The sequence below is a fragment of the Hymenobacter cellulosilyticus genome, assembly GCF_022919215.1.
Lineage (GTDB): Bacteria > Bacteroidota > Bacteroidia > Cytophagales > Hymenobacteraceae > Hymenobacter > Hymenobacter cellulosilyticus.
This window is the reverse complement of the sequence record NZ_CP095046.1, coordinates 1,507,565-1,523,258: the sequence shown is the minus strand read 5'-3', so window position 1 is coordinate 1,523,258 and position 15,694 is coordinate 1,507,565. Positions and strand designations below refer to the sequence as shown.

14 protein-coding genes and 1 pseudogene are annotated in these 15,694 nt (G+C 60.1%); 10 read left to right on the top strand and 5 right to left on the bottom strand.

Features of this window, described 5'->3' with window-relative positions; translation table 11 throughout:
• The first annotated feature begins 62 nt into the window (after positions 1-62).
• Positions 63-767, top strand: coding sequence for an SAM-dependent methyltransferase (locus tag MUN79_RS07545; protein ID WP_244677112.1), 705 nt, complete (start codon positions 63-65; stop codon positions 765-767).
• Between the two features lie 216 nt (positions 768-983).
• Positions 984-1,631, top strand: coding sequence for a trypsin-like serine protease (locus MUN79_RS07540; RefSeq protein ID WP_244677111.1), 648 nt, complete (start codon positions 984-986; stop codon positions 1,629-1,631).
• A gap of 127 nt (positions 1,632-1,758) precedes the next feature.
• Here the strand turns inward: MUN79_RS07540 and feoB are convergent, their stop codons facing one another.
• Together feoB and MUN79_RS07530 are read right to left on the bottom strand one after the other, a co-directional pair.
• On the bottom strand, positions 1,759-3,951 hold the full coding sequence (gene feoB, locus MUN79_RS07535) for a ferrous iron transport protein B (RefSeq protein ID WP_244677110.1): 2,193 nt from the start codon (positions 3,949-3,951) through the stop codon (positions 1,759-1,761).
• 10 nt (positions 3,952-3,961) lie between these two features.
• The gene (locus MUN79_RS07530; RefSeq protein ID WP_244677109.1) at positions 3,962-4,225 is read right to left on the bottom strand and encodes a FeoA family protein; all 264 of its coding nucleotides are present in this window, start codon (positions 4,223-4,225) and stop codon (positions 3,962-3,964) included.
• A 224-nt stretch (positions 4,226-4,449) separates the two neighbouring features.
• Between MUN79_RS07530 and MUN79_RS07525 the strand changes: the two genes are divergently transcribed.
• Positions 4,450-5,346, top strand: a complete 897-nt coding sequence (locus MUN79_RS07525; RefSeq protein WP_244677108.1) for a carboxypeptidase-like regulatory domain-containing protein — start codon at positions 4,450-4,452, stop codon at positions 5,344-5,346.
• Between the two features lie 174 nt (positions 5,347-5,520).
• On the opposite strand, the gene MUN79_RS07520 is transcribed toward MUN79_RS07525, so the two are convergent.
• Entirely contained in the window at positions 5,521-6,153 is a 633-nt protein-coding gene (locus MUN79_RS07520) for an OmpA family protein (RefSeq protein ID WP_244677107.1), read from the bottom strand.
• A 91-nt stretch (positions 6,154-6,244) separates the two neighbouring features.
• Positions 6,245-8,739 (bottom strand): annotated as a pseudogene (locus MUN79_RS07515) (bifunctional UDP-N-acetylmuramoyl-tripeptide:D-alanyl-D-alanine ligase/alanine racemase).
• A gap of 141 nt (positions 8,740-8,880) precedes the next feature.
• On the opposite strand from MUN79_RS07515, the gene MUN79_RS07510 reads away from it, so the two are divergent.
• The 7 genes from MUN79_RS07510 (at position 8,881) to MUN79_RS07480 (ending at position 15,132) form a co-directional block, all read left to right on the top strand.
• A complete protein-coding gene (locus MUN79_RS07510) occupies positions 8,881-9,789 on the top strand; it encodes an EamA family transporter (RefSeq protein ID WP_244677106.1) in 909 nt (302 codons plus the stop codon).
• Positions 9,790-10,158: 369 nt separating this feature from the next.
• Complete coding sequence (locus MUN79_RS07505; protein ID WP_244677105.1) at positions 10,159-10,959, top strand: hypothetical protein; 801 nt, start codon at positions 10,159-10,161, stop codon at positions 10,957-10,959.
• A 56-nt stretch (positions 10,960-11,015) separates the two neighbouring features.
• Positions 11,016-11,432, top strand: coding sequence for a hypothetical protein (locus tag MUN79_RS07500; RefSeq protein WP_244677104.1), 417 nt, complete (start codon positions 11,016-11,018; stop codon positions 11,430-11,432).
• Positions 11,433-11,434: 2 nt separating this feature from the next.
• Positions 11,435-12,757 carry a YfhO family protein gene (locus MUN79_RS07495; protein WP_244677103.1) on the top strand — a complete coding sequence of 441 codons (1,323 nt, stop codon included), beginning with the start codon at positions 11,435-11,437 and terminating at the stop codon, positions 12,755-12,757.
• A gap of 207 nt (positions 12,758-12,964) precedes the next feature.
• Positions 12,965-13,885: a 1-aminocyclopropane-1-carboxylate deaminase/D-cysteine desulfhydrase gene (locus tag MUN79_RS07490; protein ID WP_244677102.1), complete on the top strand. Its 921-nt coding sequence runs from the start codon at positions 12,965-12,967 to the stop codon at positions 13,883-13,885.
• Positions 13,886-13,952: 67 nt separating this feature from the next.
• Positions 13,953-14,591 carry a DUF4230 domain-containing protein gene (locus MUN79_RS07485; protein ID WP_244677101.1) on the top strand — a complete coding sequence of 213 codons (639 nt, stop codon included), beginning with the start codon at positions 13,953-13,955 and terminating at the stop codon, positions 14,589-14,591.
• 28 nt (positions 14,592-14,619) lie between these two features.
• Positions 14,620-15,132, top strand: a complete 513-nt coding sequence (locus MUN79_RS07480; RefSeq protein ID WP_244677100.1) for a hypothetical protein — start codon at positions 14,620-14,622, stop codon at positions 15,130-15,132.
• 17 nt (positions 15,133-15,149) lie between these two features.
• On the opposite strand, the gene MUN79_RS07475 is transcribed toward MUN79_RS07480, so the two are convergent.
• Entirely contained in the window at positions 15,150-15,653 is a 504-nt protein-coding gene (locus MUN79_RS07475; RefSeq protein ID WP_244677099.1) for a regulatory protein RecX, read from the bottom strand.
• Positions 15,654-15,694: the final 41 nt, after the last annotated feature.

Genomic DNA, 15,694 nt, shown 5'->3' with positions numbered 1-15,694 from the left:
TTTCCGTGAAAAAGGGAAATTGAACAACCTCCTACCGGACAATTCAATAACTGACAACGAACATGAAGGGTACTCTCTACCTTATTCCTACCGTGCTGGCCGATGACACGGCCGCTCAGGTGCTGCCGGCCCAGGTGGCGACGCAGGTAGCGGCCCTGTCGTACTTTCTGGTGGAAAACGCCCGCACGGCCCGGCGTTTTATCAAAAGCGTGGCCCCCGCCCAGGTAATTGAGAGTCTGCGCATCAGTGTCATCGACAAAGACTCGACCGAGGCCCAGATTCAGGAGGCGCTAAAGGCCGTGGTGGCGGGCCAGGATGCCGGCGTAATTTCGGAAGCTGGCTGCCCGGGCGTAGCCGACCCCGGCGCCGAAGTGGCCCGCCTGGCCCACAAGCTCGGCATTCGGGTGGTGCCGCTGGTGGGGCCGTCCTCCTTGCTACTGGCGCTGATGGGCTCGGGTATGAACGGACAGAGCTTTGCCTTTCACGGCTATTTGCCAATCGAGCGGGCCCAGCGCATTGCGGCCATCAAGACGCTGGAAAAGCAGGCTTTAAGCCAGCACCAGACCCAGTTGTTCATCGAGACGCCCTACCGCAACATGCAGATGCTGGAGGATTTGCTTTCCCAGCTTCAGCCCTCCACCCGCCTGTGCATTGCCGCCAACCTCACCGCCCCCGACGAGCTGGTCCGCACCGATACGGTGGCCAACTGGAAAGGCAAGCTGCCTCAGATTCACAAGCAGCCCGCGGTGTTTCTGATTGGCCGGTAAATCCGCGGGGCTTCTGCACCCTGGTGCTCCTACTTTCCTGAGCTAGACAGCGATTTTGTCTGTTACTTGCAAATTCTTGTAGCTTAGGGCGTTGCCAACGTCAAAGTTGGCCCGCTCATCAGGAAAAGCATGAAGTACAGCTGGCTGATTTTCCTTCTGATGGTTACCACCGAGTGCTCCGGTCAGGAACGAGTGTCTCAGAAGAGCTTTCCGGAAATGACCTTAGTCAACCGAATTGACTTTACCGACCCGCAGTTCAACCAGCCCCGGTTCAGTTGCGGCTTTCTGCTGCAGCATCAGGGCGACACGTTTGCCGTCACGGCCAAGCACTTGCTGAAGGTTATCAAAACGGGCGAAATGGGTTCGGTTTCCTTTGGCACTAGTATCAAGTCCTGGTCCTTGTTTCCCCTGAACCGCCCGGAAAATCGGGTGGTGACCAAAAAGCTGCTCAACGAGAACACCAAGGAGGCCCTGGACGACAAGGCCACATACGACGACGACTGGCTGGTCTTTTCGCTCGGCTCCAATACCTCGGGCGTCAAGCCCCTGAAAGTCCGGACGACACCGCTGCAAGCCGGGGAAAAGCTCTACGTGGTGGGCTGGACGCGCCGGATAGAATCCGGCCCCCAGCGGGTCTACGAGTTCGAATATTACAAAACCATCGACCACCGGATTCTGCTCAAAGAGGTTCTAGTGCCCGAGCAGTTCGGGGGCCTGAGTGGGGCGCCGCTGGTCGATGAGCAGGGGTTAGTGGTTGGGGTTGTGTCCAACGGCACCGTGGACCCGGCCACTAAAAAGAAGTTTTTCTCACCCTGCGCACTGGACGGCCTGCTGGCTTTCCTGGCAACCAACTCTGGAAAGTAAGCCGCTTTATGGCCTGAGTAACTTAATGCCCACACTGCTTCAAAACAGAAAAGCCCTTTCCATAATAGTGGAAAGGGCTTTTTAGCTCAAAACGCTGACTACACTTCAGTGCATGAAGGGTTAGCCTTTACTTAAACAGCTGGTACACAAGCAGCGAGGATACATAGGCCAGGCCCGTCATGTAGAACAGCTGCAACAGGGGCCACTTCCAGCCCTTGGTTTCACGGTATACTACGGCCAGGGTACTCATGCACTGCATGGCAAACACATAGAATACCAACAAGGAAAACGCCCGGGCCGGGGTGAAAAAGGGCTGGCCGTTTTCGTCTTTCTCGGCGGCCAGCTTCTGCTGCACAGTGCGCATGTCGGCGTCCTGGCCCACGCTGTAGATGGTAGAAATAGTGCCCACAAACACTTCCCGGGCGGCAAACGAAGTAATCAGAGCAATACCGATTTTCCAGTCGAAGCCCAAGGGGCGAATGGCCGGTTCCAGGGTGCGGCCAAACAGGCCGGCGTAGGAGTTTTCCAGCTTTTCGGAAGCAATGCGAATATCGGTTTCCTCGGCCGAGAGCTGCTGCTGGGCGGCCGTGGCCCGCACCCGGGTTTCGGCCTGCTCCAGGGCGTTGCCCGGCCCGTAGGAAGCCAGCACCCACAGAATCACGGAAATGGCCACAATCACCTTACCGGCCTGAAACACAAAGGCTTTCACCTTCTCCACGATGGTAATACCCACATTTTTCCAGCGCGGCCAGCGGTACACCGGAAACTCCATGATGAAGTAGCTTTTGTTCTGGGTGCGCAGAATAAGCTTCAGCAGCCAGGCCGAGAAAATAGCCGCGAAAAAGCCCAGCAGGTACAGCCCCATCAGGGCAATTCCCTGCAAGTTGAAGATGCCCAGTACTTTCTGCGGGGGCACCACCAGGGCAATGAGCACCGTATAGACCGGAATCCGGGCCGAGCAGCTCATCAGTGGGGTCACGAAGATAGTGATAATCCGGTCCTTCCAGTTTTCAATGGTGCGGGCACTCATAATGGCCGGTACGGCACAGGCCACGCCCGAAATCAGGGGCACGATGCTTTTGCCATTGAGGCCAAACTTGCGCATGATGCGGTCCATCATAAACGTCACCCGGGCCATGTAGCCGGTTTCCTCCAGCACCGCAATAAAGGCGAAGAGCAGGGCAATCTGCGGGATGAAGATTAATACGCCACCCAGGCCGGCCAGTACGCCTTCTGTGAGCAGGTTCACCAGTGGGCCGTCAAAGTTGGTTTGCACCAGCTGGTTTATCCACGTCACGCCCTCGTCGATGAGCTCCATGGGGTAGCTGGCCCAGGCAAACACGGCCTGGAACATTAGAAACAAAATGCCGAAGAATATCATGTAGCCCCACACCTTATGGGTCAGCACCTTGTCGAGCTTGTTGCTGTAGGGCTCGTTCTTTTCGGTGCGCACCACCGTCACGGTGTTTAGCAGGATGTCGTTGATGCGGGCGTACCGGTCAATAGTTTCCTGAGCCTGCCGGGGCGTAGGCTTAAAGTCGTACTTCTCTACCAGCTCGGCAATGTAAGCCTTATCGTCGGCCGTCAGAAAGCTGATCTGCCGGAACTGGTGGGCGTAGTGCAGCGCCAGGTAGTCGTTGTGCAGGTTGAAGTAGTACCGAATCTGCCGGATCATGGGCAGCAAGTCCTCACTGGGCTCGAAAAAGCTCACCGTAGGCGCGCCCAGCTGCCGCGACATCACAATCTTGAGGGCCGCAATTCCTACGCCCTTGCGGGCATTCATGGGAATGATGGGCACGCCCAGCTCCTGCTGCAAGGCCATGATGTCAATCTGCACGCCGTGCTGCTCGGCCACGTCCATCATGTTCAGGGCCAGCACCGCGGGCAAGCCTAGGTCGGCCAGCTGGGTGAACAGCAGCAGGTTGCGCCGCAAATTCGAGGCGTCGACGGTAATAACGACGAAGTCCGGGTACTGGTCCGAAACTTTGTCGTAGAGCAGGTCGGTAATTACTTTCTCGTCGAGGCTCTTCGGATACAGCGAGTAAGTACCGGGCAGGTCAATGATTTCGGCCCGGTGCTGGGACGTGAGCTGACTGATGCCGGTTTTGCGGTCTACCGTGACGCCGGGGAAGTTGCCAACTTTCTGGTTGAGGCCCGTGAGCTGGTTGAATAACGACGATTTGCCCGAGTTAGGATTACCAATCAAAGCAATGCGCGTCAGCTCGCGGTGACTGCGCGGGGGCACGTCGCGCAGGGCTTCCAGCGTCAGCGCCGAGGCGGCCGCACCGGTGGGGTCGGATATGAGGGTTGCGCGGGCCATACGGCAGCGGCTAGTCTTTCAGGAGAATCGTGGCCGCTTCACTGACCCGCAACGAGAGCGTATAGTCCTCGTCGCCCACGACCAGCGTGATGGGGCAGCCCAGCGGGGCCCGGCTGTTCAGTCGAACCTGGGTGCCGGGGATACAGCCCATTTCCAGCAGCTTAAGGGCCATTTCGGGGTCCTCAAGGCAGCAGATCGTGCCGCTTTCACCCAGACGCAGGTCTTTTACGCTGCGGGGCGTAGGGGTCTTGGCTTGGGCGGAACGGCTGGACACGGGCGGTGGGTGTTATTTAGATTCTGTTCAAACAAAGGTACTACCCATTTAGGTTTCAGCCAAAACTCAGAAATCGGTATAGTTGAGCTCGAACAAATGCCTTAAGTCTCTGATTTAGAATTATTCCGAAATGCAATTGCATATTTATAAATATTCAGGGAGGTATTGCGTTTCTTCGCCCTTTTCATTGTAGTTTTGACATATAATTAAGAATCTGCCTACCTATGCTCCAACGCTTACTTACTCTTTTCGCCTTCGTTCTGCTGTTTCCAGCACTAGGCTTCGCCCAGGAGAATAAAATCTCGGGCCGCATTGTAGACCAAAAGACTAAAGAGCCGATTCCTTTTGCCTCCATAGGCCTGAAGGAAGAACAAAGCGGCGCTTTGACCAACGAGTACGGCTTCTTCCAGATGGCCATGCCCGACAAAGCCCAGGACTCCCTGGTAGTCTTGGCTCTGGGTTACTTCCGCAAAGCCATTCTGGTAAAGAAAGGCGCTAACCTGCAGGACCTTATCATCGAGGTACCCAAGCGCGTTATTGAGCTGAAGGAAGTTACCGTAAAGGGTGGCAAGGTGAAAGACCTGTCTCTGGGCTCGAAGGGCAGCACGCCCGGCGAGGGCATGATTCAGGGCTTGCCCGGCCAGCAGTATGCTTTCTTCGTGAAAAACGAGAAAGGCAAAAAGCTCGGCAACGTCCGCTCGGTGTCGTTCTACATCGGTGAAAACGGCTTCCCCCGCGAACCGTTCCGCGTGCGTCTCTACAAGGCCGACGGTAACTACAACTCGCCCAACACCGACATCCTGACCGACAACGTCGTGGTTTCGGCTCCGAAAGGCGGCGAGTGGTACACCATCGATCTGAACTCCTACAACATCCCAGCTCCTGAGGAAGGCTTCTTCGTGGCCATGGAGTGGATTGTGAGCGGTGACAAGTTCTACACCACCAACTTCATGGACTCCTACACGCCTTACGGTCAGATCATGCGTCCTACCTTCGAATTCAAGGAAAGCCGTACCTGGACTTACTCCATCGGCAAAGGCTGGAGCCTGATTACCCTAGCCAACAACGGCATGCGCTACAACGCCATGATCAAGGCCGAGGTTGACATGATCAAAGACTAGTGTTTTAATGTGCTAATGTGAGAAATGTGCTGATGTGCTAATCGGCAGGTTTCTCACATTAGCCAGCTAAATAAAAGAGGCTGCTTCCGGATGGAGGCAGCCTCTTTTATTTCTAGGTGGGTCACCAGTACTAATGAGTCATTTTCACATTTCCCACCTTAGCTCATAAGCACCTTATTTCGTGCGAACCGCAATTTCGACGCGGCGGTTCTGCTGACGGCCTTCGGCGGTAGCGTTGGAAGCTACGGGCTGACTCTCGCCCATGGGCTCGATGCTCACGCGCGAGGCGTCAATTTTGCCGTTCTGGCTCAGCCAGGTTTTCACAGCATTGGCGCGCTTCTCACTCAGCTCCCGGTTGTAGCTTTTGTCGCCGCGCGAGTCGGCGAAGCCCATGATGTATACCGGGCCGGTAGCGTAGCGCTGGCCAATAGAAGCGGAAATCTGCTCCAGGGCCTTACCGGCACCGGCTTTGATTTCGGCCTTATCCGTGTCAAACAGAACGGTTTCTTCCACGCCGTAAACGCTGTACTCGTCGTTGCCGCGCACGGTCACGTCGGGCAGGTTTACTTCCGGGTATTTCACGTCGGCCAGCTTGGCTTTGGCCATATCCCAGCCGCTGCCTACGGCATCGGTAGCACCAGCGGCGGCGCCTTCTACGGCATCACCGGCGGTCTGACCGTCGCGGTAAACTACGGCGGTATCCTGGGTAGCTTCCTGGGGCTGGTCTTTGGTTTCGGGATTTTTCAGGTTGTCGCAAGCCGTCAGCAGAGCAATCAGGGCTACGACGGAGAGAAGATGCTTTTTCATGTGGTTGTGGAATCAGGGTAGAAATAGAAAGTGGGGAGGCTTACGCAGAAATACGGCTCAGGTTGACTAAACCGCTTTTTCTCCCCCGGGCCTACTCCGCAAAAAACACCCGCTTCACCCGCTCACTCACGTTGGTGAGCAGCTCGTACGGAATGGTGCCGATGCGCGCCGATGCTTCCCGCAGTGGCATTTCTTCCCCGAAAACCACGGCTGAGTCGCCAGCCTGGGCGGCGGCAATGTGAGTCACGTCGACCATGCACATATCCATGCACACATTGCCCACCAGTGGGGCCCGCTGCCCCGAATCACGACCTCACCCACCCCGTTGCCGAAGCGCCGGTCGTAGCCGTCGGCGTAGCCAATAGCCAGGGTGGCAATGCGCCGCTCGTAGTCTACGGCCTCGCCCCGCCGGCCGTAGCCCACCGTCTGGCCCGGAGCCAGGGTTTTGATCTGGGAAATAGTAGTGCGCAGGCTGCTGACCGGCCGCAGGGCATCGGGCTCCTGCCCGCTGGCTTCCACCCCGTAGAGGCCAATACCCAGGCGCACCATGTCGTAGTGGGCGTCGGGAAAGCGCACGATGCCGGCCGAGTTCAGGGCGTGCTTGATAACCGAATGCCCCAGGGCCGCCTCCACCCGCTGCGCCATGCGCTGAAAGGCCGCCAGCTGCTGACGGGAGAAGTCGTTGTGCTGGGCTTCGTCGGCCCCGGCCAGGTGGGTCAACACGCTGGCTACGCGCAGGTGAGCGGTGTGCTCCTGGAGGAGGGCGCAGAGCTCGGGCAAGTCTTCCTCGGCAAAGCCCAGGCGGCGCATTCCGGTATCGAGCTTGAGGTGAATGGCGGGCATGGCCTGCTCCCGGGCGGCGCGCAAATATTCCTGCAACCGCTCAAACGAGTAGATTTCGGGCTCCAGGTGGTACTGCCGCAACTTCTGAAACGAGTCGGGCGAGGGGTTCATCACCATCAGGGGCAAACTGATGCCGTTCTGCCGCAGCTCCACGCCTTCGTCGGCGTAGGCTACGGCCAGGTAATCGGCCCGGTGAAACTGCAGCAGGTTGGCCACCTCGTAGGAGCCGCTGCCGTAGGCAAAAGCCTTGACCATAACCATCAGCCGAGTGCCGGGCTGCAGTCGGGCGCGGTAGAAGTTCAGGTTATGCACCAGCGCGTCGAGGTTGACTTCGAGCACCGTGCCGTGAATCTTCTGCTGGAAGGCGGCTACTATCCGCTCGAACTCGAAGCGCCGGGCGCCTTTCACCAGAATGGTTTCCTGGTGAAACTGCTCGGGCCGGAAGGCACTCAGAAACGCTTCCGTGGTGGGGTAAAACTCCTTGCCCTCCAACCCAAATGCAGCCGCGTGGGCGCTGATTTCGGGCCCAATGCCCACCAGCCGCTCCACGCCGTGGGTGGGCAGCAGGGCCGCTACGTGGGCGTAGAGCTCGGCGGCCGGCAAGCCCGATTCGAGCACGTCGGACAAAATCAGGGTGCGGCGGCCGCGGCGGGGCTGCCGGGCCAGCGCGTCGAGGGCCAGGCGCAGACCAGCCAGGTCGTTATTATAGGTGTCGTCCAGCACGTAGCAGTCGTTCAGGGCCTGCTTCATTTCCAGGCGCATGGCCACGGGCTGCAGCCGGTCGAGGCGGCGCTGAATTTCCGGGGCGGGCACCTGCCGCCACAACAGCATCGTCAGGCCGTGCAGGGCGTTTTCCACCGAGGGCTCATCGGCAAAGGGCAGCGTGAAGGTGTGCTCCTGCAGCATGGGCCGCTCCAGCGTGAGGCGCACCACCGTGCGCTGGGCCGAGGCTTCGAGCACCTGCACGGCCACGTGGGTGTCGTAGGCGTGGTGCCGGCTCCAGGTAAAGGTGCGCCCCGCCCCCAGCCGGGCCTGGGCCGCGGCGTGGATGGCCTCATGGTCGCGGCAGTAAAACAAGGTATCCACCTGGTCGAAGAGCTGCATCTTCTCGGCCACCTTCTCGGTCGGCGAGGCAAAGCCCGCGTCGTGGGCCGTGCCCAGGTTGGTAAACACGCCCAGCGTGGGCTGAATCACCCGGGCCAGGCGGGCCATTTCGCCGGTTTCGGAGATGCCCGCCTCGAAGATGCCCAGCGTATGGGTGGCATTCAGCTCCCACACGCTCAGGGGCACGCCCACCTGGGAGTTGTAGCTGCGCGGACTCTTGCAAATCAGCTCATCGGGGCTTATCAGCTGGGCCAGCCACTCCTTGACGATGGTTTTGCCGTTGGAGCCCGTAATACCCACGACCGGGATGCGGAACTGCCGGCGGTGGTGGGCCGCAATAGTCTGCAAGGCGGCCAGCGTGTCGGGCACGGTCAGGAAACCGGCTTCCGGATACGCCTCCATCCCGCCGGGCACGGCCGCGGGCTGGTCGATGATGAACAGGCGCACGCCCTGCTGGTAGAGGTCGGGTAGGTAGCGGTGCCCGTCGTGCTGGGCCCCGCGGATGGCGAAAAACAGGGAGCCAGCGGGCTGGCCCACCCGGCGGCTGTCGAGCAGCAGGTGCTGAATACGGGCCACCGCAACGGGCGTCCGGAGCGGGGTGCCACCGGTCAGGGCCGGCAGGTCGGAGAATAGCAGCATAACGAAAAGGAAACCACGGCAAAGGTAGCAGGGTTTTGGGCCCTGGACCCGGCGCGGGTGGGCCGTAAATACCCGGACCCATACCCGTTGGCGGGCCGGAGCGGCGTACCTTTGCGGCCCTTTTACCCTGCATTCATTCCGTTGAAACTCTCCTCCCATCACCTGGCGGCCATTACGGCCTTCATTATTTGGGGCTTTTTCCCCCTTCCCCTGCGCATGATGACCGGCTACAGCAGCGGGCAGATTCTATTTTTCCGCGTGCTGCTGTCCCTAGCCCTGCTGCTGATTATCAACCTGACGGCCCGCCGGGACACGGTGCGCGCTACCGGCCGGCAGTGGCAGCAGGCCGGCACGGCCGAGCGGCGGCGGGTGGCCTTCAGCACCATCGTGGGCGGCGTGCTGCTGACTAGCAACTGGCTGCTCTTTATCTACGTCGTCAATCAGGTGAGCGTGCAGGCCGGCTCGTTTGCCTACCTTATCTGCCCCATCCTGACGGCCCTGCTGGGCTTTGTGGTGCTGGGCGAAAAGCTGCGGATCAATCAGTGGGTAGCCATCGGCCTGAGCGCCATCAGCTGCGCCCTGCTCGGGGCCGGGGCCTGGCAAAGCGTGCTCATGAGCCTGGTGGTAGCCATTACCTACGCCTCCTACCTCATCACCCAGCGCCAGCTCCAGGGCTACGACCGGCTGGTACTGCTCACGGTGCAACTGCTGCTGGCGGCCCTCGTGATTCTGCCCGCCGCCCGCTTGCTCGGCGCCGACCCGGTGGCCGGATTCCAGGACGGCCGCCTGCTGTTGCTGGCCGGTGTGCTGAGCGTGGGCTTCACGGTTATTCCGCTGTTTCTGAATCTGTTTGCCCTCAACGCTCTGCCCTCGGGCACGGTGGGCATCATCATGTACCTGAACCCCATCATCAGCTTCGTACTGGCCTTTCTCTACTTCGGCGAGCAGGCCACGCTCAAGGAAGGCCTGGCCTACGGCGTCATCCTGCTCTCGGTGGTGCTCTACAACACGAAGCGCACTTTTGGCACCCCGACTCCCGGCCAGGCTTAACCGGCAGCGCCTGCGTTTTGTGCAGTTTCCTCGGCTCGATAAATCGCCAAAACCGGCCGGCTAGTTGGGACCTTCTAGCCATCTCCCCGCCATCTACCCCCAGCGACCCACCTTGGGAATATTCTATTCGGCTATTGCCACCGCCCGTTGCGTTGGGTAACTCCCGCCGGCCTCCAGCCGCGGCGCCGGGCAGTACCGCTGGAGCGGCTAGCTACTCAGTTGGGCGGGTTATACTTGGCCCCTGAGCCCTGGTTGCCGGCCACGAATCTGCCCGCAGGGCGTTCCTCAAATAAAATAAACGGGCTACCTTCGGGCTACCTGACTGCTAGCTGCGGCAGGTGAGCCATTTTCCGACTCTTTTTTCGTCTGATGACTACTGTTTCTTCTCCGGCCGTGCCGCTTTGGCGCCGGCTGCTGCCCCACCTGCTGGCCGTGGTGTTCTTCCTGGTGCTGGCGGCGGTGTACTTCTCCCCCATCCTGTTTGATGGCAAAACCCTGGCCCAGCACGATGTGGTCCAGTTCAACGGCGGGGCCCACGAGGCCCAGCTTTACCGCGAAGCCACCGGCAAAGAGGCCCTCTGGACCAACTCGATGTTCAGCGGGATGCCGACTTACCTGATCAGCACCCGCTTCCCCGGCGACCTGTCGATTTACCTGCACAGCATCTTCACGCTGCATCTGCCGGCGGTGGTGGCCAACCTGTTCCTGGCCCTGGTTTGCGGCTACGTACTGTTCATTGCGCTGGGCGTGCGTCCCCTGCTGGCGGCCGTGGGTGCTATTGCCCTGGGCTTTACCAGCTACAACCTCATTATTCTGGCCGCCGGCCACAACACCAAGTCGCTGGCCCTGGCCTACGCGCCCCTGGTGCTGGGCGGCCTGCTGGTCACGTTTCGGCGCAACCGGTGGCTGGGCGCGGCCCTGTTTGCCCTGGGCCTGACGATGAACGTGCGTTCCAACCACCTGCAGATTACCTATTACCTGCTGCTCCTGGTGCTGGTGTTCGGCATCGTGGAGCTGATTGCCGCCCTGCGCGAAAAGCGCCTGGCCGACTTCCTGGGCCGCACGGCCCTGCTGGGCGCTGCGGCCGTGCTGGCCGTGGGCGTAAGCTTCGGCCGTCTCTACGTCACGGCCGAGTATGGCAAGTACTCTATCCGGGTAAGTCGGAGCTGACCACGCCCCCTCCCACGGCGCCGGGCACCCCGGCCCAGGCCGCGGGTGAAGACGGCGTGGGCAACGGCCTCGACCGGGACTACGCCTTCGGCTGGAGCTACGGCGTGGGCGAAACTATTACCCTGCTGATTCCCAACTACTATGGCGGCGCCAGCACTGGCCCCCTGAGCGAGAACTCGGCCACCGGCAAAGCCATGGCCGGCATGGGAGTACCGCCCGTGCAGCTGCGCGACTACCTGCAGCAAATGCCCCTGTACTGGGGCACCCAGCCCATTACCAGCGGCCCGGTCTACATCGGGGCCGTGGTGTGCTTCCTGTTCGTGCTAGGCTTGTTCGTGGCCGACCGTCGCACCCGCACCTGGCTGTTGGTGGGCACCATCCTGTCCATCGTGCTGGCCTGGGGCAAGAACTTCGAGACCTTCAACTACCTGATGTTCGACTACTTCCCGGGTACAACAAGTTCCGCTCGGTGAGTATGGCCCTCGTTATTGCCCAGCTGGCTATGCCGCTGCTGGCTATTCTGGCCCTGGCCCGCATCCTGCGCCCCCAGCCGGTAGCAAGTCCGGTAGCCGGCACCAGCACCCACCCCAGCTTAGCGGCCCTGAGTGGCACCTCGGCCGCCTCACCCGAGCAGGCTGAGCTGAAGCGCAAGCTGCTCTACGCCGTGGGTATCACGGCCGGTATCTGCGTGCTGGCCTTCCTGGCTGGCCTGGGCGCCGACTTTGCCGCTCCCATCGATGCGCAGCTGCAGCAGCAGGGCTTTCCGCTGGATGCTTTGCGCGCCGACCGGGCCAGCGTGATGCGCTCCGACGTGTTCCGCTCCATCATCTTTATCGTGCTGACCGGCGGGGTACTTTACTTCTACCTGCAGCGTAAGCTTTCCGTCACGTCGGCCGCCTTGCTGGTGGGGGCCCTCACCCTGGTCGACCTGTGGGCCGTGGATAAGCGCTACCTCAACGACAACAACTTCCAGCGCGAAACCATTGCCCAGCAGTTTGTGCCCACGCCCGCCGACGAGGCCATTCTGCAGGACAAAGACCTGAGCTACCGGGTGCTCAACACCCAAAACCCCTTCAACGAAGCCAATACGTCGTATTTCCACAAGAGCGTGGGCGGCTACCACGGGGCCAAGCTGCGGCGCTACCAGGACCTGGTGGATTACTACGGCAGGCAAGTGCAGGACCCGCAGACCGGTGTGGTCCAGACCATTCTGCAGCCCACGCTGATGAGCATGCTCAACACCCGCTACCTGATCAGCAACGACCCCAAACAGCCCGTGCAGCGTAATCCCGGCGCCCTGGGCAATGCCTGGTTTGTGAGCGAGGTGCAGAAAGTGCAGAACCCCGACCAGGAAATTGCAGCCCTGGCCACCCTCAACGTGGCTTCGGTAGCCGTTGTCGACGCCTCGAAATTTCCGCTAGCCAAGACCACCTACAACGCGGCCGGCTCCACTATTGCCCTGACCAGCTACTCGCCCGACGAACTCAAGTACCGCGCTACCGCCGTGCAGGACGGCTTCGTAGTCTTTTCCGAAATCTATTACCAGGATGGCTGGAATGCCTACCTCGACGGCAAGCTGGTGCCCCACCTGCGGGCCAACTACGTGCTGCGGGCCCTGCCCGTACCAGCCGGTACCCACACCATCGAGTTCAAGTTTGAGCCCAAGGAATATGCCGTGGGCAACACCGTGTCCCTGGTTTCCTCGGTCCTGCTGATTCTGGCGTTGCTGGGCACCATCGTTTACGCCCTGAAGCGCAAGCCCACCGGGCCGGTTGAGGAAGTACGCCTGGCGGCGTAATGAACCTGGAAGAACAGACGTTTTTTCTTCTGTCATCCTGAGCAAAGCGAAGGACCTGCCTCCATGTTCAGCTAAACGCTTTTCACTGTAGAAAGCCCTTTATCGTTGCTACGGTAAAGGGCTTTCTACATTTAATTATCCTTGTCACTCAGGTGAGGCAGGTCCTTCGCGGGGCTCAGGATGACAGCCAGATTGTGATTACTTCCCATGCTTATTCAGGAACTTCAGGAGCCGGTAGCAACCCAGCACGGCGTGCGGCTGCTGCTGGTGCGCGACGACCTGACGCACCCAGAGCTGCCCGGTAACAAGTGGCGTAAGCTCAAGTACAACCTGCAGGCTGCCCGGAAGCAGGGCCACGATACGCTCCTAACTTTTGGCGGAGCGTTTTCCAACCACATTGCTGCCGTGGCCGCCGCTGGCCAGCTGCAAAGCTTCCGCACCATCGGCCTGATTCGCGGGGAAGAAACCCTGCCGTTAAACCCCACCCTGGCCCGGGCCGCGGCCGACGGAATGCACCTGCGCTACCTCGACCGGGAAACCTACCGCCGCAAGCACGAGCCGGCGGTGCTGGCCGAACTGCTGGCCCAGACCGGCCCGGCCTACGTGCTGCCCGAGGGAGGCACCAACACCCTGGCCCTGCCGGGCTGCGCCGAGCTGGTTTCGGAGCTGGCCGCCCACACCAGCTTCGACACGCTCTGCGTGGCCTGCGGTACGGGCGGCACCCTGGCCGGCCTGCTCACGGGCCTGAACGGGCAGCACCAGGCTATGGGAGTGGCCGTTCTCAAGAACGGAAGCTTCCTGCAAGACGAAATCAACGCGCTGACCCAGGCAACTGCAGGCCGGCAGTATGCTAACTGGGAGCTGCGCACCGACTACCACTTCGGCGGCTATGCCCACTTCTCGGCCGAGCTGCTGGGCTTTATCCAGGAGTTTCAGGCCCGGCACGGCGTGTTGCTCGACCCGGTCTATACCGGCAAGCTGCTCTACGCCGTGCTGGATTTGATTCGGCAGGGACATTTTGCGGCCGGCAGCACGGTGGCGGCGGTGCACACCGGGGGGCTACAGGGCTGGCAGGGCTTCCGGCAGCGGTTTGGGTCACGCAGCGCCTGGTGGCCGACGGCCCGCTAACTTGGGCAGCCAAAAGACAACCTCAGCCGTACTGTTTTCCAACTACCCGTTCCGCCCTTTTCTGCCTATGCCGCCTCTCGTTCGTTTGCTTCGCTGCCTCGTACCTCTGTTGTTTCTGGTGGCTTTGGGGTGGTTTCTGTGGAAGAAAGTTCAGCCCAGCCTGTTCGATTTCGGCAACCCGCTGACGCCCGAGCCCCGCATTACGGTTACTCACAACACGGTTCTGACCAAGATTGAGGCCCTGGGCCGCCTGGAGCTGGTGCGCTACCAGTTTAAGGATGTGGTGGAGTACCGCAAGAGCACCTACCGGTTTCTGCCCGACTCGAAAGTAGCCCTGATTGTAGCCGGCAACGCCATCGGCTGCCTGGACTTGCGCAAGGTGAAGCCCCAGGACGTGGTATTCGAGGGCGACTCGGTGGTGCGCGTGGCCCTGCCCGCGGCTGAGCTCTGCACCTGGCAGGTCGACCACAGCCAGAGCCGGGTGTACAGTACCCAGAACTCGTTTTTCAACGACGCCGAGCTGGTCGATGAAGGCTACAAGTACGCCGAGAAAAACGTGCAGCGGGCGGCCCTGCAGTCAGGCATCCTGGCCCAGACGACGCAGAACGCCGAGCAGATTCTGCGGCCCATGCTCGAAACCATGACCGGCCGCCGCGTGGTGCTGACCCAGCAAACGGCCCCGCCAGCAGTGCCGCAGCGGCGGTAGATAATCAAACCATCTGTAACCCTATTGTATGTCGACTGCCACGGAACTTGCAGAATTGGCAGCCTGGGAAAACCGGGTACAGGTGGAAGTTGGAAAACTCTCAGGCAGTATCGAGGACAAAAGCTTCGCTTTGAATAATAGTCCTTTGGCAGAACAGTATTTACTTATTCACGCTGCCTATACCCGCTTGGCGAGTCATAGTCAGGAGGCGTTGAAAAGGGCTATTTTTATCCAATGGTACTGGACGGCCGAACCTAGTATTTACTCTGGTATTCATGACCTTAGTGATTCCGCGGTAGACCAGGCGCTGCTGTTGCTGGAGCAGCGTTTACAAACCAATGACCTGGACCAGGAATGGGACTGGATGCTTCCCTGGTGCTACAGCATCTTGGAATTCATGTTCGAGCGGGTAGAAAACCAGCCACGGTTTCAGCAAATTCTCGCAGCCTATTCCGTCAACGACTGGCAGGCGGAGCCGGTACTACAGCCGCTGGAGCAACGAGGCATCATGGGAGAATACTGGCTTAGCATGATGGACTAGTCGGGGTTAGCTGGCCTTCAATCCTCCTGTTCTGCCTCCTTGCCCAGATCATCCAGGGCCATTTTGATCAGGTCGTTTTCGTAGCCTTTCACGGTCAGGAACATGGTGAGCTTCTGGCGGCGCAGGCGCTGGTTGCCTTCCTTTTCCACACGGTTGCGCTTTTCTAGCGTGTCGACCAGGTTCTGGTAGTACACGTCACCGTCAATTTCCTTCAGGCCAGCCTTGATGCAGTAATCGGACAAGCCTTTCTGCTTGAGCTCCTGCGTAATGCGGCGGCGGCCCCACTTCTTGATGCCGACCTTACCCCGCACGAAGGATTTGGCGAACCGCTCTTCGTCGAGCAGCTTTTCCCGGCTCAGGCGAATAACGATTTCGCCGGCCTCGTCCTCGTTCAAACCGTACTCGCGCAGCTTGGCTTCCACCTCCTTGGTAGTACGCTCCTGGTAGGCGCAGTAGGCCGCAATTTTGGGTAGCGCCTCGCCGGGCGTGTAAAACTTCTTCTTGGGTTGCTCTTGATACATACTCGGGGGCGGCGCGGGGTACCAACGGCCGGGTTAGTAAC